Origin of the sequence: Pseudidiomarina taiwanensis, from assembly GCF_003987435.1 — a bacterium.
Taxonomy (GTDB): Bacteria; Pseudomonadota; Gammaproteobacteria; order Enterobacterales; family Alteromonadaceae; genus Pseudidiomarina; species Pseudidiomarina taiwanensis.
This window is the reverse complement of the sequence record NZ_PIQG01000002.1, coordinates 303322-326532: the sequence shown is the minus strand read 5'-3', so window position 1 is coordinate 326532 and position 23211 is coordinate 303322. Positions and strand designations below refer to the sequence as shown.

Here is a 23211-nt window from a genome sequence, read left to right as displayed (position 1 = left end):
CTTAGCATAACGAGCGCAAATGCCCGCGTAAATAATGATCATTTACGGCAAATTAAATACATCTCTGAGGATACTGTGGGTAAAACTGGTTTTCAGATAGAAACCGCGTGGTAAGGTCTCAATCAATTGGCCATTGGGTCCAATCGCTTGCGTCTTAACTCGACCGTTGGCGGCTTTCGGTCGCAGTTGCAGCACTTCGCCTTGATGGGCACTGATTTGTTCCACTTGGCCAAGCGCAATGCGGTCCATATGCTCTTGCCAATCTTGTCGCAGTTGCTGTTCTTGCGCGGCACTTGGTTGCCATAAAAATGCGGTGCCAACGGTCCGTTCGGCCAAGGCAATTTCGCGGCGCCCATCAATCGGGATCCACAAGACGCACTGGAGTTTATTGCGGACATTACTCTGCTCCCAGCTGAGCTGCTCAATATCGACCAGTGGCGTGGTGCAGACAAAGGTGGTCTCCAGTGGCTTGCCGGTTGCGTCAATCGGAATCGTTTTCAGTTCCACACCTAATTCCGGGAAGTCTTGTAATTGTTGTGAGCCGGCACTGGCACCGAGTTGTTGTTCCAGTAATTGACCCACCCAGCCTTTATTGCGGCGCAGGTCTTTAGGCACTTTCAAGCCCACCTCAGCGGCAAGTTCGGCGAAGCTGCGACCAGCGAGTTGACTGGCCTTGGCAAATAAGCTGGGTAAGTCCTGCATTGTTGATTTCGCTATTATTTCCTTTTCATGCAGCCGCGATTATGGAACAATCAAAGCCAGAAATCGAATTTATGAGGATGCTCGCGTGATAGACGCAGAAGGGTTCCGCGCCAACGTTGGAATCATCATCTGTAACGAGCAGGGGCAAGTCTTTTGGGCACGCCGATTTGGTCAGCACAGCTGGCAGTTTCCACAAGGGGGAATCGACGATGGCGAGACTCCCGAACAAGCGATGTATCGCGAATTGTGGGAAGAAGTCGGGCTAAAACCCGAACAAGTCGAGTTAATCTATGCCAGCCGGCAATGGTATCGTTATCGGTTACCGAAGCGGCTGGTACGGCGTGAACAACGACCAACCTGTATTGGTCAGAAACAAAAATGGTTTTTGCTGCGACTTAAGTGCGCGGAAACGGACGTGGATGTGATGCAAAGCTCACATCCAGAATTTGATGATTGGCGCTGGGTCAGTTATTGGTACCCGGTCCGCCATGTCGTCTCATTTAAACGCGATGTCTACCGTCGCGCCATGCGTGAGTTTGCGCCCATCGTTATGCCGACTCAGGGCGGTCCGCGTGGGCCTCAGGCAAATCGTTCAGGACAGCACCGAAAGCAGCGTCACTCGCGTAAAAAGCGCTGAGGAGCCAAGTCGTGCTGCGACAATTACAGCGGATAGTGCAAGCGGTGAATCAAGCGCCAGACTTTGAGCTGGCGCTGCAAACCCTTGTGACCGAAGTAAAGCAGGCGCTGAACACCGATTCGTGTACCATTTACCTGACTGATTTCGCCCAGCAACGCTTTCGCCTGGCCGCCACTGATGGCCTGCGCATTACCCAAGAACAGCCGATCTACATGAATTTCGGCGAGGGCATGATCAGTCTCGCAGCCCAGCGCGAAGAGCCCCTTAACCTTGCTCAAGCAGACCAGCATCCGCGCTTTTTACAACTGCCCGGGGTCGACGAAACCGGCTATCAAGCCATGCTCACCACGCCCGTTATTCATCGGCGCAAAGTGCTTGGTGTGTTGGTGATCCAGCAACGCGAAGCGCGCGCCTACAGTGCCGATGAAGAAGCCTTTGCGGTGACGCTCGCAGCCCAGTTAGCGGTCGTGATTGCCCATGCCCAGGCCAAAGGCGTTGCGCTGCACCCGCATCAACAGTCTGCGTTTGGGCAAACCTATAAAGGTCTCGCCGCAGCGGCTGGGGTCGCCATTGCGCCCGCTTATGTGATGCAGCCTTTAGCGCAATTGAGCGCAGTCAAAGCCAAACCCTGTGACAACCCAGAGCGCGAAATCCGCGCGTTTCGTTCGGCGGTGGCGCGGACCCGACAGGATTTGATTCGCTTGAGTGAGCGCATGCGCGATGAAGTCGCAGCGGAGAGCCTAGCGATTTTTGAGGTGTATCACGCCATGCTCGATTCGGAATCACTCGGGCAACAAGTCGAACAAACCATTCAAGCCGGCTGGCGCGCCCAAACTGCATTGAAAATTGTCGTCGAGCAATTGGTGCAGCAATTTGAGGCGCTCGAAGATGACTACATTCGAGAGCGGGCCAGTGATGTGCGCGACCTCGGTCAGCGTATTCTCGCCCATTTGCAGCAGCGCGAACGGCGCGCGACCAAGCCGCCAAAGCAGTGTGTGCTGGTCGCCGAAGAGGTCACTGTTACCATGCTGGCGGAACTTCCCGATACTGAGATTGTTGCCATGGTTTCGCTGCGTGGCTCGCGCAATTCGCACGCCGCAATTATGGCCCGCAGTATGGGGATTGCCGCCATTGTCGGGGTGGCCGAGCTTGATTTAAATGATATCGACAACCAACTCTGTGTGGTGGATGGCTACAGCGGTGAGTTGTATTTGAATCCACCAACTCAAGTAGTGGCAGAGTATCGGCAACTTGCTAATGAAGAATTGGAGCTGCGGGAACTGGTCGAGCAGGCGCGCGGACAACCGGCTCAGAGTAAAGAGGGCGAACCCTTTAGCTTACAGCTTAACCTTGGCGTGCAAGTCGATAAAAGCTGGTTGCAAGCCTTACAAAGCGATGGGGTCGGGCTCTTTCGTACTGAAATCCCATTTATGCTGCGCGAGCGCTTTCCCACTGAGAGTGAGCAAGTCGAGTTATACCGCGAGGTGTTACAACAATTCGCCGAGCAAACAGTGGTGATGCGCACCCTTGATGTCGGCGGCGATAAGCCGCTGCCGTATTTACCGCTTAGCGAAGAAAACCCATTTTTGGGTTGGCGCGGAATCCGTTTAACCTTGGATCAGCCCGAAATTTTCTTGATGCAAATTCGGGCCATGCTCAAAGCCTCGATCAACACCTGCAGTTTGCGCATTCTGCTGCCGATGGTGAGTACCGTCGAAGAAGTCGATGAAGCCTTGCGCATGATCAAGCAGGCGCATCATGAAGTCAGCGAAGAAGTGGCAGAAGATCCGCAACAGCACTTGCATTACCCGCAGGTGGGCGTCATGATCGAAGTTCCAGCAGTGCTCTATCAACTCGATGTGATCGCCGAAAAAATCGACTTTTTCTCGGTGGGCAGTAATGATCTAACTCAGTACTTATTGGCGGTCGATCGCAATAATGAGCGAGTTAGCGCCTTATACGACGCCTACCATCCTGCGGTGATCCGCGCACTTGCCGAGATTGCGCAAACCTGTCAGCGGCTGCAAAAGCCCATATCCGTCTGTGGTGAGCTTGCAGGAGAACCAGGCGGTGCTTTGTTACTGGCAGCTATGGGCTATCGCAATTTGAGTATGAATGGCTATAGCTTAGATCATGTCCGCTGGATGTTAAGTCAACTGACGTTGGCACAAATGCAGAGCGTTTTAGAGCAGGTATTAGCGGCACGCAGTGCCCCGCAAGTACACGAAATACTCGCGTTAGAAATGGAAAAACTTGGGTTAGGCGGTTTAGTCCGCGCAGGAGCATAGAAGCAAGGTGTTACTTTCCAGTTGGTTGTGGTGCATCGCCGGAGGGATGTTAGCGGGAACACTCGCTGGCATGCTTGGCATCGGCGGGGGCTTGGTCATTGTGCCCCTGCTGATATACCTGCTACCAATTTTAGGGGTGAGCGCGGAACTGGTGGTGCCAATGGCTGTTGCCACCTCACTTGCAACCATCGTCATGACCACGTTAAGCGCCGCTCGCTCGCACTATAGCCATGGCCAGATCAGTTGGTTCTGGGTGCGCCGCCTGATTCCAGGCTTAATGCTTGGGGCCATTGTCGGCGCTTGGCTTGCCACCGAATTACACCCAAGTTGGTTACAACGAATTTTCGCAGTGGTACTGTTTCTGCTGGCCGGACGCATGTTGATGCCTGCCCGTGATGGCGAACCTTTAACTGGGGTCTCGAAACGCTTACTTGGCGTGATCGGGGTCGCCATGGGCACCATATCAGCCTTAGTAGGGATCGGCGGTGGCTCACTGACCGTGCCCTTGTTACAACGCTTAAGGGTTCCAATTCGCCAAGCGATTGCCGTATCCTCAGTGGGGAGTTTAAGTATCGGTATAAGTGCAGCCCTCGCTTTCGTTGTACTTGGGCAGCAATTAGGCGACCATTCCGGTTTGTTAGGTTACGTGCATTTTCAAGCGTGGCTGGCGATTTCGATTGCTTCAGTGATTTTTGCACCGATTGGCACCAGCTTGGCACAGCGCATTCCAGTGGCGAAATTACAACGCGGCTTCGCGCTATTTTTGGTGATTGTCGCGATTAACTTGGTAATAGGATAAGCATGATACAACACCCTAAAATTGACCCGATTATCTTTAGCCTCGGGCCGTTTGATATCCGCTGGTATGGTTTGATGTACCTGGTTGGCTTAGCGTTTGCGTACTGGTGGGGTAAGCGCCAGTGTCAGATGCCACATTATAAAGCCCAAGGTTGGAGCCAAGAAAAATTCAGCGATTTACTGTTTTATGGCTTTCTTGGGGTCGTCATTGGTGGCCGCGTTGGTTATGTATTGTTTTACCAGTGGCAGCGCTTCCTTGCCGATCCGCTCTACTTATTTGATTTCACCAGCGGCGGCATGTCGTTCCACGGTGGCTTGCTTGGGGTTATTTTGGTGCTCTGGCTACATGCCAAACGCAATCAAATGAGCTTATTGCAAGTGGGCGATTTTATTGCGCCCTTAGCCCCTGTCGGGCTAGCCGCGGGGCGCATTGGTAACTTTATTAATGGCGAGCTTTGGGGCCGTCCGACGGATGTTCCGTGGGGCATGGTGTTCGAGTATGGCGGACCGCTGGCGCGGCATCCATCGCAACTCTATCAAGCCGCGCTGGAAGGCATTTTGCTGTTTATCGTGCTCGCTATTTATAGTCGCAAACCGCGTCCGGTTGGGACCATCGGTGGGGTATTTATGATCGGCTATGGGCTGGCGCGCTTTGTGGTGGAATATTTCCGTGAGCCGGATGCCCATCTTGGCCCGCTCGCGCTTGGTTTATCCATGGGGCAGTGGCTATCATTGCCAATGATTGCTCTGGGTCTGTGGTTATTGCTGCGGCCGCGCTTGGTCGCCGCGAAGTAAGGAAGAATAGCATGCAAAGTTATCTGCAATTGTGCCAGCGAATTGTCGACGAAGGCGTTTGGGTGACCAATGAGCGCACCGGTAAACGCTGTCTTACCGTGATTAATGCGGATTTAGAATATGATGTGGCGGGCAATCAGTTTCCGCTGATCACTACCCGTAAAAGCTACTGGAAGGCCGCCATTGCCGAGTTGCTGGGCTACTTACGTGGCTATGATAATGCTGCCGATTTTCGTGCGCTTGGCTGCAAAACCTGGGATGCCAATGCCAATCAAAACGAAGCCTGGTTGGCGAACCCGCACCGCCGCGGTGAAGACGATATGGGGCGCGTGTACGGGGTACAGGGGCGTAGTTGGGCCAAGCCCGATGGCAGCCATTTAGATCAGCTTCGCAAAGTAGTCGATAACCTCTCCAAAGGGCTCGATGATCGCGGCGAAATTGTCACCTTCTATAACCCCGGTGAATTTGATCGCGGCTGTTTGCGCCCGTGCATGCATACCCACAATTTCTCGTTGTTGGGCGACACCTTGTATCTCACCAGCTACCAGCGCTCGTGTGATGTGCCGTTGGGGCTTAATTTTAACCAAGTACAAGTGTTTACCTTGTTGGCGTTAATGGCGCAAATTACTGGGCATAAACCCGGACGCGCCTATCACAAGATCGTCAACGCCCATATTTATGAAGACCAACTCGAATTGATGCGTGATGTGCAACTCAAGCGCGAGCCATTCCCAGCCCCGCAGTTAGAGATCAATCCTGAGATTAAAACGCTTGAAGATCTCGAAACCTGGGTGAGCTTAGATGACTTCGCTGTACATAATTATCAGTATCATCCAGCGATTGCTTATCCGTTTAGCGTGTAACTAGTGTGGAAGTGGTCACTCGATGAGTAAAGAACGGTTTGGCGGGATTTCTCGCGTCTACGGTGAGCAGGTCAAGAATGCTTTTGCGCAGCATCATGTCGCCGTCGTCGGCTTAGGCGGGGTGGGCTCGTGGGCGGTTGAAGCCTTGGCTCGCAGCGGCATTGGTGGGCTGACTTTAATCGACTTAGATGATATCTGCGTGACCAATATCAACCGTCAGTTACCGGCACTCTCAAGTACAGTCGGGCAACTTAAAACAGAAGTCTTAGCGGCCCGCGTGAAGGAGATTAATCCTGACTGCCAAGTGCGGGTGATTGATGACTTTCTTGCCCTTGATAACTTGGACCAATACCTCGGTGCACCGGTGACGGCCGTGCTTGATGCGATTGATAGCGTGACGGTGAAAGCCGGTTTAATCGCTTGGTGCAAACGCCGTAAAGTGCCGCTGGTGACCTGTGGAGGTGCCGGCGGCCAAGTTGATCCGCTGCAAATCGATAAAGCCGATTTGGCCAAAGTAAAGCAGGACCCGCTGCTCGCAAAAGTCCGCTCTATGTTGCGGCGCAACTATAACTTTAGCAAAAATCCAGCGCGTAATTTCGGGGTGACGGCAGTTTATTCGACCGAACAGTTACGCTACCCAGATGGCCAAGGTCATTGGAGCCACGCTAAGCCCGGGGCGGGTAGTATGCGGATGGACTGTGCGACAGGGTTTGGCGCAGCTATGCCCGTTACCGCGACCTTTGCCATGGTCGCAGTGGCTCAGTTATTGGCCAAGTTAGAACGCACGGCGGCCTGAATCGCCTGCACCACCGCTTGCAGACCATTACGTCGGCTTTCACTAATAAAATCAGCAAGCCCCAGCGCGGTAAAATAGTTCTGTACCTGAAACGCCAGCACCTGTTCTGTGCTGGCGCCATTTAAGGCATCTTGCAGCACGGCAAGTAAGCCGTTGACCACCCGCGACTCGCTATAACACTCCAATTGCACCCGATCTTGGTCAAGGGTGACGCGAACCCAAACCTGCGCCTCGCAGCCAAATACTTCATGCGCTGCAACCTGTAAGCTCGGGTTAGCCTTTAGCTCGCGACTGCGCTGCACCAGGTAGCGCAGGGCCGGAGCCTGGGCACGGACTTGTTCGCGCAAGGCGCTGAGATCAAAATCAGTTAATTGGCCGTAGCCCTGTATAGCAGAATGCGAGTCTGTCACCTGAAGCCTCAACTGTAAGGTTTAATAACCGACAAATAGTAGGAAATTCGCTTCAAATGATACCATTTTCGCCCCAAAAAATGTTAATCTTGGGCAGTTTTAAATGACAGCAAGTATTCATTATTTAGGCTAAGCAACACAGGAACGAGCACATGAAAGTATTAGTGGCGGTCAAACGCGTCATTGATTACAACGTCAAGGTTCGCGTTAAAGCAGACCAGTCAGACGTTGATCTCGCCAATGTCAAAATGGCACTGAACCCGTTTTGCGAAATCGCCGTGGAAGAAGCGGTGCGTCTGAAAGAGAAAGGCGTTGCGGACGAAGTCGTGTTGGTCTCAATTGGCCCGAAAGCGGTACAAGAACAATTGCGTACGGGTCTTGCCTTAGGCGGTGACCGGGCGATTCAAATCGAAACCGACGATATGCCAGATTCACTGGCGGTGGCAAAACTGCTCAAAGCAGTGGTTGAAAAAGAGCAACCGGACCTGGTGATTTTAGGTAAGCAAGCCATCGATTCAGATAATAACCAAACCGGGCAAATGCTGGGTGCATTGACCGGTATGCCGCAGGGCACCTTCGCCTCTGAAGTGGTTCCAGCAGAGGGCAGCGTGAGCGTGACCCGTGAAGTCGACGGTGGTCTGCAGACGGTAAAATTACAATTGCCAGCTATTGTCACGACAGATTTGCGCTTAAACGAGCCGCGTTATGCGTCGTTACCAAACATCATGAAAGCCAAGCGCAAGCCGCTTGAGGTCACCACGCCGGCTGATTTAGGTGTTGAAGTTCAGCGCACAGTGCAACTGTTGAAAGTTGAAACTCCAGCAGAACGCAGTGCCGGTGTGAAAGTCGCCGACGTCGCTGAGTTAGTTGAAAAATTAAAAAATGAGGCAAAAGTGATATGAGCATTCTCGTTATTGCCGAACACAACAATCAAAGTTTAAATGCTGCCACTTTAAAAACCTTGCAAGCCGCAACTGAAATGGGCGGTGACATCGAGGTTTTGGTGGCTGGTGAAAACTGCCAAGCCGTTGCTGACGAAGCCGCAAAAGTTGCTGGAGTGAGTAAAGTACTACTTGCTGACCACGCAGCGTACGCGCACTTCTTAGCGGAAAACCTTGGTGATTTAGTGGCGCAACTCGGCGCTAACTACAGCCATATCGTTGCTCCTGCAACGACCACGGGTAAGAACTTCATGCCACGTGTGGCGGCCTTGCTCGATGTTGCGCAGATTTCTGACATCATTGCGGTCGAGAGCGCAGATACCTTTAAGCGCCCAATTTATGCGGGTAACGCCATCGCCACCGTGCAATCGAGCGACCGCATCAAAGTCATCACTGTCCGTGCGACTGCGTTCGACGCCGTTGCGGCCGAAGGCGGCAGTGCTGCCGTTGAAGCAGTGGATATTGTGGCGCAAAGTGATAAAGCCGAATTTGTTGGCGAAGAGCTCGCCCAATCAGAGCGTCCAGAGCTGACTGCTGCCAGTGTGATCATCTCAGGTGGTCGCGGGATGCAAAACGGTGAGAACTTCCACCTGCTTGAAAAAGTGGCAGATAAACTCGGTGCTGCTGTAGGTGCTTCACGTGCCGCGGTTGACGCTGGCTTTGTCCCGAACGATTATCAAGTCGGTCAAACCGGTAAAATTGTTGCGCCAGATCTCTACATTGCAGTGGGGATTAGTGGTGCGATTCAGCATTTGGCAGGGATGAAAGACTCAAAAGTTATCGTCGCTATCAATAAAGATGAAGAAGCGCCAATTTTCCAAGTTGCCGATTATGGTTTGGTCGCCGATTTATTCGACGTGCTACCGGAGCTAGAGCAAGCGCTCTAAGCGGTCGCTTGAAAATTAAGAAAAAAGCAAAAATGGGCAGTGCGGACAACCACATGCCCATTTTTTGTTTACAACTCTTGCATATTTTTAACTCATCGGACATGATTGAGTGCATAACATCCTATTCAATAGGTGGCTAACATGAAAAGAAGAACAACTATGCTTAAAAAATTACCACTAGCATCTGCAATTGCATTGACTTTGGCGGGAACAACAGGGGCCAGTGCAGCTGAATTCGAAGTCGGCGATTTCCAAGTTAGATTCGACTCAATCATTTCTTACGGTGCCGCATGGCGGATGGAAGATCGCGATCTTGCGCTTATCCACCCAGGTAACATGCCAGGCGGTGGCGGTCAGTCAGGTGTTGCCGACGACGGTAACTTAAACTTTGACAAAAACGACCTGGTCACCTCGGTTATCAAAGGTGTTCACGATTTGAGCATCGATGCCGGTGATTACGGTGCCTTTGTGCGTTTCAAATATTGGTATGACGATGTTCTCGAAAACCAAGAAATGCCACATGGTCACACCTCGACCAACTATTTCCCGAACGTCACGCTTGATAACGACGGCTTAGATGACTTCTCAGCTGGTTCAGGTTTCGAGCTACTCGATGCGTTCGTATACGCTTACTTTGACCTTGGTGAAATGCCGGTTAACGTGCGCTTGGGTCGTCAAGTACTGAGCTGGGGTGAGAGTACCTTCATCTTCAACGGTATCAACGCGGTCAACCCAATCGACGTCAACGCGATTCGTCGTCCTGGTGTTGAAATCAAAGAAGCCTTGTTGCCAGTGGGCATGTTGAACGTCAACTTAGGTCTGACTGAAGACACCTCACTTGATATGTTCTATCAGTATGAGTGGGATAACACCAAGCTTGATGCCTGTGGTAGCTTCTTCTCAACCATTGATGTCTTAGGTGGTATGGGCTGTAACAAAATTACCTTGAACCCACAATTGGTGCCGGGTGTACCTAGTTCAAACCTAAGCGACCGCGACTCAGTTCAATTCGGTGCTTATCTTGACCGTGCACCAAACGTTGAGCCAGACGACGGTGGCCAATACGGTTTTGCACTACGCCACTATGCAGTCGATTTAGACGTTGAATTTGGTGCGTACTTCATGAACGTACATAACCAAACGCCAATTCTCTCTGCGCAAAACTGGCAGGTACAACCAACGCCTAGCTTTACTCATCCAGATGGATATCCGATTGCTGGCCCGAATTTCTACCTTGAGTACCCAGAAGATCAGCAAATCATGGGCTTAAGCTTCTCGACCAACCTTGGCCTTTGGTCAGTAGGTGGTGAATATAGCTTCCGTCCAGATCTCGCGGTGCAAATTAACACCGTTGAAATCTTGACCGCTGGTGTGCGTGCTGGTGTGCCAAGTACTGTATCTAAGTATATCTTGCGTGACAGCAACGGCCTTATCACCAACTTAGGTGAGCTAATCTCTGGTTACGACGAGCTCGACGTGAGCCAGTACCAGTTAACCGGTATTCGCTTCTTGGATAACGTCTTAGGCGCTGAGCGTATCACCTTTATCGGTGAAGTGGCGATGAACAAAGTTCACTCGCTACCAGGTTTAGACGAGCAGCGTTACGGTCGTAACCCAGTGTTCGGTAAGTGTTTAAGCATTGCTGACCAAGCCGCGCTTGGTAACCCAGCCGCGACTGCCGACATCAACTGTGACGGTTTCGTAACTGCCTCATCTTGGGGTTATCGTGCTCGCTTAGTTGGCCAGTACAACAACGTCTTTAATGGTTGGAACATGGAACCACAAATTGCTTTCGGGCATGACGTGAAAGGTTACTCACCAAACAGTAACTTCCTTGAAGGCCGTAAGACCATTGGTCTGAGCTTGACCGGTACTTACTTGAATGCTTACAAAGTAGGCGTGAGCTACAACATCACGAGCGACAGCGACTTTGACGCTGCCCGTGACCGCGATTTCGCAGCAATTAGCTTCAGCTATAGCTTCTAAGCGCGTCATTGATATCAAAAAACCCGCCGTTTGGCGGGTTTTTTTATGCCGCCGCTTAACTTCAATGAAATTTGCGGTATGTTTATGGGGTCAACGATTTATCTATAAGTGAGGATGTTATGAAGCCATTAGCCCATCTTATTGCAGCGAGCTTGGTGTTTAGTGCACCAAGTTTTGCTGATGACCACAGCAGCTCGAGCCTTGCCGACCACGCGGCCATCGAAAAAAGTCAGACCTTGCAGTTAGAAGATATCTTCCAACTTGAGTTTGCCAGTAGCCCCGCAGTGCATCCAAGTGGCGATTACACCGTATTTGTCCGCAACTATATGGATATCATGGACGACCGTCGTTACGGCAACCTTTGGCAAGTGGATAATAATGGCAAGTTACGCCCACTGACCGGCGGTACTTATCAGGATTTTTCCCCGGTTTGGTCGCCAGATGGAAAAACCTTAGCATTTGTGTCAAATCGCAGTGGCAGCAACCAAATTCACTTGTATTGGACTGATAGCAAAGAGCATGCACCGGTTACGCGCTTAACCGGCAGTCCAAGTGGATTAAGCTGGTCACCGAACGGGCGCTGGTTAGCTTTTAGCATGTTTGTCCCAGAATCGAGCCCAGCACCGGTTTCATTGCCGGGTAAACCGCGTGGTGCGAACTGGGCCGAGCCAGCTAAATATATCGACAAAGACCAATATCGGGCCGATGGCGCTGGCTTTTTACCCGATGGTTATCGCCAGATCTTTGTAGTCCCAGCCACTGGCGGCACGCCACGGCAAATCACGTTTGGCGACTATAACCATGGCGGCCAATTAAGCTGGAGCGGTGATTCCAAGCAAATCCTTTTCTCAGCGAACTTACGCGAAGATGCATTCGAGCAACCGACCAACAGCGAACTTTATGCAGTAACCGTAGCCACCGGTGAAATCGAGCAGTTGACCGACCGCAAAGGTCCAGACGGCTCACCGCTCGTCAGTCCAGATGGTAAGCGTATCGCTTGGCTTGGCTACGATGATGAAGGCATGAGCTATCAACTGACCGATTTATATGTGATGGATGCCGACGGGAGCGATCGCGAACTGCTGACCGCGGAGCTTGATTACAGCATCAGTGGCGTCGAGTGGGCTGATGATAGCCGTTCATTGTTTGTCTCTTATGACAAGCATGGTAAAGGCCATATCGCTGAAATCGACTTGCGCGGTAAACTTACCGTACTCACCGATGAAATGGGTGGCTTAAGCTACTCACGCCCATACAGCGGCGGCGCATTTGATGTCGCAAGTGATGATAGCATTGTCTTTACCCTAGCCGATGCCTATCGCCCCGCAGATTTAATGCGCTTGAAAGGCAAAAATACCAAGCAGCTCACCTCCTTGAACGAAGATGCGTTAGGGCACAAGAACTTGGCACGGATTGAAGAGATCTGGTACGAGAGCTCGCACGATGGCAAAAAGATTCAAGGCTGGATTGCCTATCCACCTAATTTTGATGCCAGCAAAAAGTACCCGCTGATTCTCGAAATTCACGGTGGTCCACATACTGCCTATGCCGGCTCCTTTGCTGCTGAAATTCAGCTGATGGCGGCGCGCGGCAATGTGGTGCTCTACACCAACCCGCGTGGTAGCACCAGCTATGGCGAGGCGTTTGCGCAAGAGATCCATCACAACTATCCAAGCGAAGACTATACCGACCTTATGGATGGTGTCGATGCGGTCATCGCCAAGGGCTTTATTGATGAAGACAAGCTTTATGTGACCGGTGGCTCAGGCGGTGGCGTGCTGACCGCTTGGACTGTTGGCCATACCGATCGCTTTGCCGCAGCAGTGGTCGCTAAACCTGTGATCAACTGGTACAGCTTTGTGCTGACCGCGGACGCGTATAGCTATTTTAGCAAGTATTGGTTCCCAGGCTTACCATGGGATCATCTTGAGCATTACATGAAATATAGCCCGATTAGCTATGTTGGGAATGTCAAAACTCCGACCATGCTGCTCACTGGTGAAGCCGATTATCGTACCCCGATGTCAGAGTCAGAGCAGTATTATCAGGCGCTGAAACTAGTGGGTGTGGATACCGCCATGGTGCGCGTACCGGATGCACCACACGGCATTTATAATCGGCCAAGTAACTTGATGGCGAAAGTGGCCTACATTTTACATTGGTTTGAAAAGTACTAACGGTTTAACGAACAGTCGTTACCCCAACAAAGGTTCAAAACGGATAGTGGCACGCCATTATCCGTTTTTTTCTGCGCTGTGCTCAGCCATCAGCGTTTTAAATAGCTCAGCATAGGCGTCATTCATGGCCTCTTTGCTGTGCGCCTTAAACGCCTGCTCACGGGCAGCGTGAGCCATTTCTGTCGCACGATCAGGGTGGTCAAGATAGTACTGCAATGCATCAGCAAGTGTGGTCACAGATTTTGGTGCCACCAATAAGCCGGTTTCACCATGTTCAATATTTTCGCGCATGCCGATAATATCAGTTGCCACCACGGCACAGCCTGCCGCCATCCCTTCAAGCACCGACAACCCACACGCTTCCCAGTTTGAGCTTTGCACGAGAATTTGATGTTCAGCAAGGAGTGCTGGCACATTTTTGTGATACCCCAGAAAATGCACCAAGTGCTCAATCTTAAGTTCGCGGACCAGCTTTTTAATCGGGTTAATCGCTTTAGCTTTGCCGCTGCCGGCAAAGTAAACCGGCAGTTCAATGCCCCGATCACGCAAATTGGCAATCGCTCGAACTAACGTCTCATGATCTTTTTGCTTGGCAAAGCGAGACACCATCACCACCCCAGGCTTACGCTCAGCCCAAGGCTTGAGTTCAAGTTGCTCAAATGGGCCGAGATGAATACCATTTGGAATCGCAATACACTTTTCACTTGGAAAGCCGCGCTCGACCATCACTTGGCGCACGCCATCGGAGACCCCAACGATGCGCGCAGTGTATTTAGTCAGCCACTTACTTTGCAACGTGCGCCACCAAGTGTAGCGCTCGCGGGTGTTGTGCTCGATATGGAGCATAATCGGTACTTTGGCCAACAGCCCCGCATAGCGCCCCCAAATGTGCTCACTAAAGCCGTGAGCAAGCAAAATATCTGGCTTAAACTCTTTCAGTTCGCGGCTAAGTTCCCAAATAGTGGTGAGATGAGTCCAGTTATTCACTTGCAGAACAGGCAGACCTTCGTCAATTAATTGTTGCACTCGAGCTTGATCGGCATGACCTTTTTTACGCAGGATGAGCAGTGGCTCTAGCTCCGGATTCGCCATTTGCGCCCGTACCAAGCCAATCGCAACTTGCGTCGCCCCACCGCTAAAACCGCCGGTGACGAAGTGTACGACTTTGATCGGTTTTGTCTGCTCAGTCATGGCTCATCACTCTTTTGCTGCTGAAAGTGGTAGTATTAGACGTGAATTAACAGAGGGTTGCAATCGCAGCCCGTGCTAATAAGTGACTCAAAAGGTAAGTTTGTGACCGTGACCAGTTGGCAAGATATTCTCGGCCCAGAGAAAGAAAAGGATTACTTTCAACAACTTCTGCAGCGCGTGCAAACGCGTCGGGAGCAGGGTTGTACGATATATCCTCCGCGCGAGTTAGTCTTTAACGCACTTAAATTGACGCCATTGGCTAAAGTGCGAGCCGTGATTATTGGCCAAGACCCCTATCATGGGGCGGGTCAAGCCCACGGTTTAAGCTTTTCTGTGCCAGCGGGGGTGAAGCATCCACCGTCACTGCGGAATATATTTAAAGCGCTTCAACATGACTTCCCCGGCTATCAAATTCCGCAAAGCGGTGATTTAACCGCTTGGGCAGAGCAAGGCGTACTCCTCCTCAATACTGTGCTCACGGTCGAGCAAGGCCAAGCGCACTCGCATGCCGGCTGGGGTTGGGAGCAGTTTACCGATACCGTGATTAGCGCCGTGAATAAAGAGTGTAGTGGGGTGGTGTTTATGCTTTGGGGGGCGCATGCGCAAAAGAAAGCTGCGCTTATCGATGCCAAGCGCCATCATATTTTGACCAGCGTCCACCCGTCGCCGTTATCAGCGCATCGTGGCTTTTTAACCTGCGGTCATTTCGCCGAGTGTAACCGACTGCTGGCGCAGCCGATTAACTGGCAATTGTAGTGTTTCGATTCGTTTAAAAGTCGAAATCGTCGAGGTCGTCGCTGTAACCGTACTCTTCGAGTTCGGCTTGCAGGCGGCGCTTCTCTTTAATCATTTCGATTTCACGCCAGCAACGTTTGCCTGCATTTTTTCGTCCCTTGTTTTCTGCGTTATTGAGCTCTTCTGAATGATCCATGGGATCCTCCTTGGCTTTCTTATTGTTTATTTTTAGCGCAACAACTTGATAACATGAAGCTGCGAGCGGTACAAGTGAAATTTTTGTGTGCCGCGATAACTTTTTACTTTGTCGTCGTTTGCCCTTATAATCCGCCCCCGTAAAAACACGTTCTTTCACAGCACAGGTAATTGAAATGCATCCCATGTTAACCATCGCGGTGCGCGCTGCGCGTGCGGCCGGAAAAATTTTGGTCAAAAACTTTGGCGTCGAAGCCGATTTAAATATTCAGGCGAAAAGTCAAAACGACTTTGTCAGCGAAATCGACAAGGCAGCCGAAGCCGCCATTATTGGTGCGATCCGCAAGAACTACCCAGACCACAGCATCATTGCTGAGGAAAGCGGCACCACTGCAGGCGCCGAAAGTGAACATGAATGGATCATCGACCCACTCGATGGCACCACCAATTACCTGCGCGGTATTCCTCACTTCGCAATCTCAATCGCTTACCGCGTGAAAGGCGTGGTACAAGTCGCGGTGGTCTATGACCCACTGCGCGAAGACCTCTTCACCGCAGTCAAAGGCGGCGGCGCGCAGCTCAATGGCAAGCGCTTACGCGTAAAAGCCAAGCGTGACCTTGATGGCGCGCTCCTTGCCACCGGTTTCCCATTCAAACGCAAGGCTTTAAGCGACGTTTATTTAGCGGTTTTCGCTGATTTATTTGAAGATGTTGCCGACATGCGCCGTGCCGGTGCTGCAGCGTTAGATTTAGCCTATGTGGCCGCTGGTCGCGTCGATGGTTTCTTCGAGTTTGCGCTGCAACCGTGGGATATGGCAGCTGGTGCGTTATTGGTGCGCGAAGCAGGCGGCTTAGTGGCGGACTTTAACGGCGGTCACGATTTCTTAAGCCAAGGCCACATCGTTGCGGGTAACCCGAAAGTCGTGCAAGCCCTGCTAACCCGTGCCCGTCCGCACGTTAAAGGCACTATCCCGTTCAGCCAGAGCTAACGAGGGCATTATGTTAGAGCAAATTCGGATTGTATTGGTCAATACCTCGCATACCGGCAACATCGGCTCGGTTGCCCGAGCCATGAAAACCATGGGCTTATCCGAGTTAGTGCTCGTCGACCCAGTACAAGCGCCCGATAGCCATGCTTCGGCGCTTGCCGCCGGGGCAACGGATGTCTTGCATCAAGCAAAAATCGTCGACACCTTGGCCGAGGCGATTGACGATTGTACTTTAGTGATTGGCACCAGCGCCCGTTCGCGCACCATCGACTGGCCGATGTTGGGGCCGCGTGAAGCGGCAACCCAGGCGCTCGCCGAAGTGCAAAGCGGTAAAGTCGCGTTGGTCTTCGGTCGAGAGCGCAGTGGCCTCACCAATGATGAACTGAGCCAATGCACGCACCATATGAACGTGCCAACCAACCCCGAATACAGCTCCTTGAATCTCGCCATGGCGGTGCAAACCCTTACCTATGAGCTGCGTATGCAATATCTTGAGGCGAATCAACAGCCCGAGGCTGAGGACACTGAATATCCGCGGATGGAAGAACTTGAGCTGTTTTACGAGCATCTTGAAAAGACCTTGCTGGGCACCGGCTTTATCATCAAGCAGCATCCGGGGCAGGTGTTACTTAAGTTGAAACGGCTGTTCGCGCGGGCCCGTCCTGACGCGACCGAACTGAATATTTTGCGCGGTATTTTGACCTCAATCGATAAACAGACCGGGCTGAAATAAGCGCATAAAAAATACCTGACTAATTTAGTCAACTAAATACTTGACTGTTTTAGTCGGGAATGGGAAAATAGCGACCTCATTGAGGAGAACGCAACTATGCGCTTAACGTCAAAAGGTCGCTATGCCGTCACAGCTATGCTGGACGTCGCATTACATAATGAACAAGGGCCAGTGCCCCTTGCTGATATTTCTGAACGGCAAGGCATTTCACTGAGCTATCTTGAACAATTATTTGCGCGCTTGCGTAAGCAAGGGCTAGTGAGCAGTGTGCGTGGTCCAGGCGGTGGTTACCGCCTAGGTTTAGATGCTGCTGCAATTAGCATCAGTGCCGTGATTCAAGCGGTCGACGAGAGTATTGATGCGACCCGCTGCCAAGGTCGCGGGGATTGCCAAGGCGGAAGCCGTTGCTTAACCCACTCATTGTGGAGTGATTTAAGCGAACGCATCGAAGATTTTTTGGCGGGCATCAGCCTTGCCGAACTGGTCACTAAGGGTGACATCGCGCAGGTCGCTATGCGCCAGCGCAACGAATTAGATGAGCACAAGCAACGCGGTCAGCGCATTGCATTGAATAGCCAAATGGGGTAACGCCGAATGAAATTACCAATTTACTTTGACTACGCGGCCACCACACCGGTCGATCCGCGAGTAGCTGAAAAGATGATGCAGTTCTTAACGCCAGAGGGTCAATTTGGTAACCCTGCGTCGCGCTCACACCGGTTTGGCTGGCAAGCCGAAGAGGCTGTTGATGTGGCGCGTAACCATATCGCAGATTTGATTAACGCCGACCCACGCGAAATCGTCTTCACCTCTGGTGCAACTGAGTCAGACAACCTTGCGATTAAAGGGGCTGCGGAGTTTTACCAGAAAAAAGGTAAGCACATTATTACCGTTAAAACCGAGCACAAAGCCGTGCTTGATACGGCACGCCAAATGGAGCGTGAAGGTTTTGAAGTAACCTATCTTGATGTCGAAAACGATGGCTTGCTCGATTTGGAAAAATTCAAAGCGGCGCTGCGTGAAGATACGGTGTTAGTGAGCGTGATGCACGTCAACAATGAGACCGGTGTGATCCAAGATATCGCCGCGATCGGTGAATTATGCCGTGCCAACAAAACGATTTTCCACGTCGATGCCGCGCAAAGTGCCGGTAAAGTCGAAATCGATCTAAGCACCTTACCGGTCGACTTGATGAGCTTCTCGGCCCACAAGATGTATGGTCCAAAAGGGATCGGTGCACTTTATGTCCGCCGTCGTCCACGGGTCCGTTTGAATGCGCAAATGCACGGTGGCGGCCATGAGCGCGGGATGCGTTCGGGTACCTTGCCGACCCACCAAATCGTCGGTTTTGGTGAAGCTGCACGCATCGCTAAAGAAGAAATGAAAGCCGAGAGCGAGCGGTTCCGCATGTTGCGTGACCGTCTTTGGAACGGCATCAAAGATATCGAAGAAGTTTACATCAACGGTAGCCTCGAGCATGGCGTACCGCACATCTTCAACGTCAGCTTTAACTTCGTTGAAGGCGAAAGTTTGATTATGGCGCTGAAAGACTTGGCTGTTTCATCCGGATCGGCCTGTACCTCAGCAAGCCTTGAGCCAAGCTATGTATTGCGCGCACTCGGCCGCAATGACGAGTTGGCACATAGCTCGATTCGCTTCAGCTTTGGTCGTTTCACCACTGAAGAAGAAATCGACTACGCCATTGAACAAATTCAAAATTCCATCGGTCGCTTACGCGAAATGTCACCTTTGTGGGAAATGTACAAAGACGGCATCGACCTAGAAAGCGTCGAGTGGGTAGCACATTAAGTAAAGAGGTAGGCAGTTATGGCATACAGCGACAAAGTAATTGATCATTACGAAAACCCGCGTAACGTTGGCTCATTTGACAAGAATGACCCAAGCATCGCAACGGGAATGGTTGGTGCACCTGCTTGTGGTGACGTCATGAAGCTTCAATTAAAAATTAGCGACGACGGCATCATCGAAGACGCCAAGTTTAAAACCTATGGCTGTGGTTCAGCGATTGCGTCAAGCTCGCTGGTCACCGAGTGGGTCAAAGGCAAATCAATTGATGAAGCGTCGCAATTGAAAAATACTCAAATTGCTGAAGAGCTTGCCTTACCGCCAGTGAAAATTCACTGCTCGATCTTGGCTGAAGACGCGATCAAAGCCGCAATTTCAGACTACAAGAAAAAGCGCGAAGGCTAAGCTATGGCAATTACCATGACCGATGCGGCTGCGCAACGTGCGCAGTCGTTTTTGGCCCAGCGTGGCAAGGGCGTCGGGATCCGCTTGGGGGTGAAAACCACCGGCTGTTCCGGGCTTGCCTACGTGATGGAGTTCGTCGACCAAATCGAGGACACCGATACGGTATTTGAAGACAAAGGCGTCAAAGTCATCGTCGACGGTAAAAGTTTAGTCTACCTCGACGGCACCGAGCTCGACTTTGTCAAAGAAGGCTTGAACGAAGGCTTTAGTTTCAATAATCCCAATGCCAACGGTGAATGTGGCTGCGGCGAAAGCTTTAACGTCTAGCGATGAATCATTTCGAATTGTTTGATTTGCCCGTAAGCTTTGCGATTGATGCGGCGCAGCTCCAAGCGCGCTATCGCACCTTGCAGCAAACCTTGCATCCGGATCGTTTTGCCAATGCCAGTGAGCGCGACAAGCGGATGGCGTTGCAACGCACATCGCAGTTAAACGATGCCTATCAGACGCTGCGGCAACCCTTGAGTCGCGCCGAGTACCTGCTTGAGCTACGGGGGCTGACTTTGCAACACGAACAACAGACGTTGCAAGATCCTGAGTTTTTGATGGCGCAGATGGAATGGCGCGAGCGTTTAGAAGAGCTCGATGTTGTCGCTGAACTTGATGCTGCCTTTGCTGATTTACAGCAGCAGACCCATGCGTATCAACAGGAACTTGAGCAACAGCTCGAAGCGGAGCAAAATGAAGCAGCGGCGGATACCATTCGCAAGCTCAAGTTTATGCATAAATTAGCCGCTGAACTGGAATTGATAGAAGACAAACTGAACGGCTAACAAGCCCGTTTATTCACTCGCCGAAACAGGAACTCTGAACAGATATGGCATTACTGCAGATTGCTGAACCCGGACAAAGCACCACCGCCCATGAACATCGCCTCGCCGCAGGCATCGACCTTGGTACCACCAACTCCTTAGTTGCCAGTGTCCGCAGTGGCACGCCCGGTGTATTAAATGACGCCGAAGGTCGTGCGATTTTACCGTCCGTGGTGAATTACAGTGGCGAACAGGTTGTCACCGGTTATGAGGCCTTGGCGCTTGCCGGCGAAACTAAACACGCCACCGAAGATACCATTATCTCGGTGAAGCGTTTTATCGGTCGCAGCATTGCCGACGTGCAGCGCAATTTCTCCAATTTACCCTATCGGATGAGCGAAACCGAAAATGGCGTGCCGGTTTTTCACACCGCTGCCGGAGATAAAAACGCCGTGGAAGTCTCAGCTGATATTTTGCGAAGCCTAGGCGAGCGCGCCGAAGCCACCCTTGGTGGACCTTTGAGCGGTGTCGTTATTACTGTGCCGGCCTATTTCGACGATGCCCAGCGCCAGAGCACCAAAGATGCCGCCCGCTTAGCTGGGCTGAATGTGCTGCGCTTGCTCAATGAGCCAACCGCAGCGGCCGTTGCCTATGGCCTTGATTCAGGCCGTGAAGGCTTGATTGCCGTTTACGATTTAGGTGGTGGCACCTTTGATATCTCGATTTTGCGCCTGCAAGGCGGCGTGTTTGAAGTACTGGCCACCGGTGGCGACAGTGCCCTTGGCGGCGACGACTTCGACCAAGCCTTAGTCAACCACTTTAAACAATTGTGGGACTTACCGGATGCGGTGGATGCGCGCACTGAGCGCCAGTTAATTAATGCTGCGAAAAAGCTTAAAGAAGAACTCACGGATCATCCGCAGGGCTCGGTGCATTTGACCTTGCAAGGTGCTGAGTGCCAAGCACAGCTCAGTCGTGAGCAGTTCGAACAACTGATTGAGCCATTACTGCGCAAAACCATTAGTGCGTGCCGACGCGCGCTGAAAGATGCCAGTGTCGATGCCTCTGAGGTGTTGGATGTGGTCATGGTCGGCGGGTCAACTCGCGTACCGCGGGTGCGCAGTGCCGTTGGCGAATTCTTCGGCCGCGAGCCGTTGACCTCGATTGACCCAGACCAAGTTGTCGCTATTGGCGCCGCGATTCAAGCCGATATCTTGGTGGGCAACAAGCCCGACTCTGATATGTTGTTGCTCGATGTGATTCCACTCAGCCTTGGCCTTGAGACCATGGGTGGCTTGGTTGAAAAAGTTATCCCGCGTAATACCACCATTCCAGTGGCCAAAGCGCAGGAGTTTACCACCTTTAAAGATGGGCAAACGGCGATGATGATTCATGTCCTGCAAGGCGAGCGCGAGCTAGTCGAGGACTGTCGTTCATTAGCGCGCTTTGTGCTGACCGACATTCCACCGATGGCTGCTGGCGCTGCGCACATTCGGGTCACTTTCCAAGTTGATGCGGATGGTTTGCTAAGCGTCACCGCAATGGAAAAATCGAGCGGCGTAAGCGCCTCAATCGAAGTGAAACCATCTTATGGCTTGGCCGATGAAGACGTCGCTGAGATGATTAAGAGCTCAATGACCAACGCCAAAGACGACATGGCCGCGCGCATGTTACGCGAGCAGCAAGTCGAAGCCGACCGCGTACTCGAAGCCTTACATAGTGCGTTAGCCGCAGATGGTGAGTTATTGAGTGAGAGCGAGCGCTCGGAGCTTGACGCTGCCATGCAGAAACTCGAAGATATGCGCCAAGGCTCGGATCCAAAAGCCATTGAAGCGGCCATCGAAGCCGTCGATAAAGCCAGCGACGCGTTTGCCGCGCGCCGTATGGATGCCTCAATTCGCAAAGCCTTATCCGGCCACAAGGTCGATGAGCTGTAACCGATAAGCGGAGAAATTGTATGCCACAAATCGTATTTTTGCCTCACGAAGAACTCTGCCCAGAAGGTGCAGCAGTTGAGGCCCAAGATGGCGAGACCGTGCTCGACGTTGCCTTGCGCAACGGCATTGGTATCGAACACGCCTGTGAAAAAGTCTGCGCTTGCACCACCTGCCACGTGCATATCCGTGAAGGTTACGATTCACTGCCAGAAATGAGCGAAAACGAAGACGACATGCTCGATAAAGCCTGGGGCTTAGATCCCGATTCACGCTTGAGCTGTCAGTCGATTGTTAGCGGTGAAGACTTGGTTGTGGAAATTCCGAAATACACGATTAACCACGCCAAAGAAAACCACTGATGTGAGTTTGAGAAAAAGGCGCCGGTTGGCGCCTTTTTTGATGGGGTTAATTCAGCTTATCGGCAAAGGTTTTCTTAAACTTCGCCAGTTTCGGGTGAATCACCGCCTGGCAATACGGATTCTGTGGATTGCGGGCGACATAATTCTCGTGCGCATCCTCCGCCGGCCAAAACGTTTGCGCCGGCTCAATCGCCGTCACAATCGGCTGATCCCAAGTCTGCTCGTGGGTCATCTCAGCAATAATTTGCTCCGCCAGCTCACGCTGCTCATCGTTATGATAAAAAATCACGCCACGATACTGCGGGCCAATGTCATTGCCTTGCCGGTTCAACTGAGTCGGATCGTGCAGGGTAAAAAAGATTTCATAAATTTCGCGCACACTGATCACCTCAGGGTCAAAATTTAACTGCACCACCTCAACATGCCCCGTTTGCCCCGAGCATACCTGCTCATAGCTCGGCTGCGGCACCGTGCCACCACTATAACCCGATTGCGCACTGACAATCCCACGCACCTGCCGAAACGCCGCCTCAATACACCAAAAGCAACCGCCCCCGAGGGTAATTTGCTGCATACATTCAACTCCTACACGCCACAGCCTTAATCACTGAAACCTTTATACGTCATAAATAGACGTCTAAACATCTATATAGCACAAATACGACCGATCACAAACCAAAAGATCACCTACAAAAAAATGAGGGGCAGCCCCTCCTTCAGTTTTTCCTACATTTGTGTAAAAACGGACCTGCAGCCCGCATTCCTGTGC

Annotated in this window: 25 protein-coding genes; 20 read left to right on the top strand and 5 right to left on the bottom strand. The window is 51.8% G+C overall.

The features are described from left to right. Positions 1-42 precede the first annotated feature (42 nt). Positions 43-702: a DNA mismatch repair endonuclease MutH gene (gene mutH, locus CWI83_RS05440; RefSeq protein ID WP_126826818.1), complete on the bottom strand. Its 660-nt coding sequence runs from the start codon at positions 700-702 to the stop codon at positions 43-45. 85 nt (positions 703-787) lie between these two features. Here mutH and rppH point away from each other — a divergent pair, with 85 nt between their 5' ends. From rppH to tcdA, 6 genes are read left to right on the top strand one after another with little or no spacing between them, the layout of a single operon-like run. Further along, the gene (gene rppH / locus CWI83_RS05435; RefSeq protein WP_126826815.1) at positions 788-1339 is read left to right on the top strand and encodes an RNA pyrophosphohydrolase; all 552 of its coding nucleotides are present in this window, start codon (positions 788-790) and stop codon (positions 1337-1339) included. Between the two features lie 11 nt (positions 1340-1350). Beyond that, positions 1351-3627 carry a phosphoenolpyruvate--protein phosphotransferase gene (ptsP, locus tag CWI83_RS05430; RefSeq protein ID WP_126826813.1) on the top strand — a complete coding sequence of 759 codons (2277 nt, stop codon included), beginning with the start codon at positions 1351-1353 and terminating at the stop codon, positions 3625-3627. 7 nt (positions 3628-3634) lie between these two features. Further along, positions 3635-4426: a sulfite exporter TauE/SafE family protein gene (locus CWI83_RS05425; protein ID WP_126826810.1), complete on the top strand. Its 792-nt coding sequence runs from the start codon at positions 3635-3637 to the stop codon at positions 4424-4426. A 2-nt stretch (positions 4427-4428) separates the two neighbouring features. Then, complete coding sequence (lgt, locus tag CWI83_RS05420) at positions 4429-5220, top strand: prolipoprotein diacylglyceryl transferase (protein ID WP_126826807.1); 792 nt, start codon at positions 4429-4431, stop codon at positions 5218-5220. 11 nt (positions 5221-5231) lie between these two features. Further along, positions 5232-6083 carry a thymidylate synthase gene (locus CWI83_RS05415; RefSeq protein ID WP_126826804.1) on the top strand — a complete coding sequence of 284 codons (852 nt, stop codon included), beginning with the start codon at positions 5232-5234 and terminating at the stop codon, positions 6081-6083. A gap of 22 nt (positions 6084-6105) precedes the next feature. Beyond that, positions 6106-6879, top strand: coding sequence for a tRNA cyclic N6-threonylcarbamoyladenosine(37) synthase TcdA (tcdA, locus tag CWI83_RS05410; protein ID WP_126826802.1), 774 nt, complete (start codon positions 6106-6108; stop codon positions 6877-6879). Here tcdA and CWI83_RS05405 read toward each other — a convergent pair. Then, positions 6843-7289, bottom strand: coding sequence for a SufE family protein (locus CWI83_RS05405; RefSeq protein ID WP_157980370.1), 447 nt, complete (start codon positions 7287-7289; stop codon positions 6843-6845). The genes tcdA and CWI83_RS05405 overlap by 37 nt on opposite strands. A gap of 152 nt (positions 7290-7441) precedes the next feature. Here CWI83_RS05405 and CWI83_RS05400 point away from each other — a divergent pair, with 152 nt between their 5' ends. From CWI83_RS05400 to CWI83_RS05385, 4 genes are all read left to right on the top strand, one after another. Continuing rightward, a complete protein-coding gene (locus tag CWI83_RS05400; RefSeq protein ID WP_126826797.1) occupies positions 7442-8191 on the top strand; it encodes an electron transfer flavoprotein subunit beta/FixA family protein in 750 nt (249 codons plus the stop codon). Further along, positions 8188-9117, top strand: a complete 930-nt coding sequence (locus CWI83_RS05395) for an electron transfer flavoprotein subunit alpha/FixB family protein (protein ID WP_126826794.1) — start codon at positions 8188-8190, stop codon at positions 9115-9117. The genes CWI83_RS05400 and CWI83_RS05395 overlap by 4 nt, the downstream gene beginning before the upstream one ends. A gap of 141 nt (positions 9118-9258) precedes the next feature. Continuing rightward, positions 9259-11103: a DUF1302 domain-containing protein gene (locus CWI83_RS05390; protein ID WP_241969876.1), complete on the top strand. Its 1845-nt coding sequence runs from the start codon at positions 9259-9261 to the stop codon at positions 11101-11103. Between the two features lie 119 nt (positions 11104-11222). After that, positions 11223-13280 (top strand): S9 family peptidase, encoded by a 2058-nt coding sequence (locus tag CWI83_RS05385; protein WP_126826791.1) that lies wholly within the window; start codon positions 11223-11225, stop codon positions 13278-13280. A gap of 57 nt (positions 13281-13337) precedes the next feature. Here CWI83_RS05385 and CWI83_RS05380 read toward each other — a convergent pair whose 3' ends face one another. Next, positions 13338-14471, bottom strand: a complete 1134-nt coding sequence (locus tag CWI83_RS05380; RefSeq protein WP_126826788.1) for a glycosyltransferase — start codon at positions 14469-14471, stop codon at positions 13338-13340. Positions 14472-14573: 102 nt separating this feature from the next. Between CWI83_RS05380 and ung the strand changes: the two genes are divergently transcribed. Further along, positions 14574-15227: a uracil-DNA glycosylase gene (gene ung, locus CWI83_RS05375; protein ID WP_198677251.1), complete on the top strand. Its 654-nt coding sequence runs from the start codon at positions 14574-14576 to the stop codon at positions 15225-15227. A 13-nt stretch (positions 15228-15240) separates the two neighbouring features. Here ung and CWI83_RS05370 read toward each other — a convergent pair whose 3' ends face one another. Then, on the bottom strand, positions 15241-15402 hold the full coding sequence (locus CWI83_RS05370) for a DUF3545 family protein (protein WP_126826785.1): 162 nt from the start codon (positions 15400-15402) through the stop codon (positions 15241-15243). Between the two features lie 175 nt (positions 15403-15577). On the opposite strand from CWI83_RS05370, the gene suhB reads away from it, so the two are divergent. The 9 genes from suhB (at position 15578) to fdx (ending at position 22442) form a co-directional block, all read left to right on the top strand. Then, complete coding sequence (gene suhB, locus CWI83_RS05365; protein WP_126826782.1) at positions 15578-16390, top strand: inositol-1-monophosphatase; 813 nt, start codon at positions 15578-15580, stop codon at positions 16388-16390. Between the two features lie 10 nt (positions 16391-16400). Continuing rightward, the gene (gene trmJ, locus CWI83_RS05360; RefSeq protein WP_126826780.1) at positions 16401-17123 is read left to right on the top strand and encodes a tRNA (cytosine(32)/uridine(32)-2'-O)-methyltransferase TrmJ; all 723 of its coding nucleotides are present in this window, start codon (positions 16401-16403) and stop codon (positions 17121-17123) included. Between the two features lie 96 nt (positions 17124-17219). Then, the gene (gene iscR / locus CWI83_RS05355; protein ID WP_126826777.1) at positions 17220-17711 is read left to right on the top strand and encodes a Fe-S cluster assembly transcriptional regulator IscR; all 492 of its coding nucleotides are present in this window, start codon (positions 17220-17222) and stop codon (positions 17709-17711) included. A gap of 6 nt (positions 17712-17717) precedes the next feature. Further along, on the top strand, positions 17718-18932 hold the full coding sequence (locus tag CWI83_RS05350; protein WP_126826774.1) for an IscS subfamily cysteine desulfurase: 1215 nt from the start codon (positions 17718-17720) through the stop codon (positions 18930-18932). Between the two features lie 18 nt (positions 18933-18950). After that, the gene (iscU, locus tag CWI83_RS05345; protein ID WP_126826771.1) at positions 18951-19334 is read left to right on the top strand and encodes a Fe-S cluster assembly scaffold IscU; all 384 of its coding nucleotides are present in this window, start codon (positions 18951-18953) and stop codon (positions 19332-19334) included. 3 nt (positions 19335-19337) lie between these two features. Further along, positions 19338-19661: an iron-sulfur cluster assembly protein IscA gene (gene iscA, locus CWI83_RS05340; protein ID WP_126826768.1), complete on the top strand. Its 324-nt coding sequence runs from the start codon at positions 19338-19340 to the stop codon at positions 19659-19661. Between the two features lie 2 nt (positions 19662-19663). Continuing rightward, positions 19664-20167, top strand: coding sequence for a co-chaperone HscB (gene hscB / locus CWI83_RS05335; RefSeq protein WP_126826766.1), 504 nt, complete (start codon positions 19664-19666; stop codon positions 20165-20167). Between the two features lie 44 nt (positions 20168-20211). Further along, the gene (hscA, locus tag CWI83_RS05330) at positions 20212-22083 is read left to right on the top strand and encodes a Fe-S protein assembly chaperone HscA (protein ID WP_126826763.1); all 1872 of its coding nucleotides are present in this window, start codon (positions 20212-20214) and stop codon (positions 22081-22083) included. 20 nt (positions 22084-22103) lie between these two features. After that, positions 22104-22442 carry an ISC system 2Fe-2S type ferredoxin gene (gene fdx, locus CWI83_RS05325; RefSeq protein ID WP_126826760.1) on the top strand — a complete coding sequence of 113 codons (339 nt, stop codon included), beginning with the start codon at positions 22104-22106 and terminating at the stop codon, positions 22440-22442. Between the two features lie 46 nt (positions 22443-22488). On the opposite strand, the gene msrA is transcribed toward fdx, so the two are convergent. Then, positions 22489-23016: a peptide-methionine (S)-S-oxide reductase MsrA gene (msrA, locus tag CWI83_RS05320; RefSeq protein WP_126826757.1), complete on the bottom strand. Its 528-nt coding sequence runs from the start codon at positions 23014-23016 to the stop codon at positions 22489-22491. Positions 23017-23211: the final 195 nt, after the last annotated feature.

Excerpts from the sequence above, each read along its gene's own strand:
- hscB (WP_126826766.1), top strand. The coding sequence starts at position 19,664 with ATGAATCATTTCGAATTGTTTGATTTGCCCGTAAGCTTTGCGATTGAT.
- CWI83_RS05400 (WP_126826797.1), top strand. The coding sequence starts at position 7,442 with ATGAAAGTATTAGTGGCGGTCAAACGCGTCATTGATTACAACGTCAAG.
- CWI83_RS05395 (WP_126826794.1), top strand. The coding sequence starts at position 8,188 with ATGAGCATTCTCGTTATTGCCGAACACAACAATCAAAGTTTAAATGCT.
- trmJ (WP_126826780.1), top strand. The coding sequence starts at position 16,401 with ATGTTAGAGCAAATTCGGATTGTATTGGTCAATACCTCGCATACCGGC.
- hscA (WP_126826763.1), top strand. The coding sequence starts at position 20,212 with ATGGCATTACTGCAGATTGCTGAACCCGGACAAAGCACCACCGCCCAT.
- suhB (WP_126826782.1), top strand. The coding sequence starts at position 15,578 with ATGCATCCCATGTTAACCATCGCGGTGCGCGCTGCGCGTGCGGCCGGA.
- tcdA (WP_126826802.1), top strand. The coding sequence starts at position 6,106 with ATGAGTAAAGAACGGTTTGGCGGGATTTCTCGCGTCTACGGTGAGCAG.
- CWI83_RS05380 (WP_126826788.1), bottom strand. The coding sequence starts at position 14,471 with ATGACTGAGCAGACAAAACCGATCAAAGTCGTACACTTCGTCACCGGC.
- iscR (WP_126826777.1), top strand. The coding sequence starts at position 17,220 with ATGCGCTTAACGTCAAAAGGTCGCTATGCCGTCACAGCTATGCTGGAC.
- CWI83_RS05415 (WP_126826804.1), top strand. The coding sequence starts at position 5,232 with ATGCAAAGTTATCTGCAATTGTGCCAGCGAATTGTCGACGAAGGCGTT.
- CWI83_RS05370 (WP_126826785.1), bottom strand. The coding sequence starts at position 15,402 with ATGGATCATTCAGAAGAGCTCAATAACGCAGAAAACAAGGGACGAAAA.
- CWI83_RS05350 (WP_126826774.1), top strand. The coding sequence starts at position 17,718 with ATGAAATTACCAATTTACTTTGACTACGCGGCCACCACACCGGTCGAT.
- mutH (WP_126826818.1), bottom strand. The coding sequence starts at position 702 with ATGCAGGACTTACCCAGCTTATTTGCCAAGGCCAGTCAACTCGCTGGT.
- CWI83_RS05385 (WP_126826791.1), top strand. The coding sequence starts at position 11,223 with ATGAAGCCATTAGCCCATCTTATTGCAGCGAGCTTGGTGTTTAGTGCA.
- iscA (WP_126826768.1), top strand. The coding sequence starts at position 19,338 with ATGGCAATTACCATGACCGATGCGGCTGCGCAACGTGCGCAGTCGTTT.
- fdx (WP_126826760.1), top strand. The coding sequence starts at position 22,104 with ATGCCACAAATCGTATTTTTGCCTCACGAAGAACTCTGCCCAGAAGGT.
- iscU (WP_126826771.1), top strand. The coding sequence starts at position 18,951 with ATGGCATACAGCGACAAAGTAATTGATCATTACGAAAACCCGCGTAAC.
- msrA (WP_126826757.1), bottom strand. The coding sequence starts at position 23,016 with ATGCAGCAAATTACCCTCGGGGGCGGTTGCTTTTGGTGTATTGAGGCG.
- lgt (WP_126826807.1), top strand. The coding sequence starts at position 4,429 with ATGATACAACACCCTAAAATTGACCCGATTATCTTTAGCCTCGGGCCG.
- CWI83_RS05390 (WP_241969876.1), top strand. The coding sequence starts at position 9,259 with ATGAAAAGAAGAACAACTATGCTTAAAAAATTACCACTAGCATCTGCA.